Genomic DNA, 720 nt, shown 5'->3' with positions numbered 1-720 from the left:
AATGCTAAAATAGCATTAGAAGAGATGAAACCATACTTCCCAAATGGTGTAGAAGTAAATACTGTAATGGATTATTCTGAGAACATTAATTCATCGATTTCAGGAGTAAAGGGAAATGCTGTTACAGGACTAGTTCTTGCAACTATAGTATTACTTGTGTTCTTAAAAAATATTAGAGCGACAATGCTAATTTCATTGGCATTACCAATTGCAATTATATTTACGTTTGCCTTCCTATCGCTTTTAGGAGTAACGATAAACGTTATATCTCTAATGGGATTATCAATTGGAGTTGGAATGCTTACGGATAACTCGGTTGTTGTTATAGATAATATCTATAGACACATAACAGAGCTGAAAAAGCCAGTTATGGAAGCCTCAGAGGATGGAGCTTCAGAAGTTGCAGTTGCAATATTAGCTTCGGCTTTAACAACAATGGTTGTATTTATACCAGTATTATTTATACCAGGTATAGCAAGAGAGATATTTAGAGATATGTCATTATCAATTATATTCTCAAACGTTGCAGCTTTAATCGTATCATTGACTTTAATGCCGATGGTAGCAAGTAGATTCTTAAAAGCAAATGCAGATATAACAAAAGAGGGAAAAATATTTGGAAAAGTAAAATCTAGTTATGAGAAAATAATAGAGTGGGCTATTTCAAATAGAAAGAAAACAGTTGCATTAGCGTTCTTAACATTTATAGGAATGATGATA

Annotated in this window: 1 protein-coding gene; it reads left to right on the top strand. The window is 32.5% G+C overall.

Annotated features, from left to right (window positions below):
• Positions 1-720: efflux RND transporter permease subunit (locus L988_RS13100; protein ID WP_047384950.1), on the top strand; the 720-nt coding region annotated here is incomplete at both ends.

Origin of the sequence: Cetobacterium sp. ZWU0022 (genome assembly GCF_000800875.1) — a bacterium.
GTDB lineage: Bacteria > Fusobacteriota > Fusobacteriia > Fusobacteriales > Fusobacteriaceae > Cetobacterium_A.
Note: the sequence above shows the minus strand (reverse complement) of the source record. Positions and strands in the feature narration are given on the sequence as shown.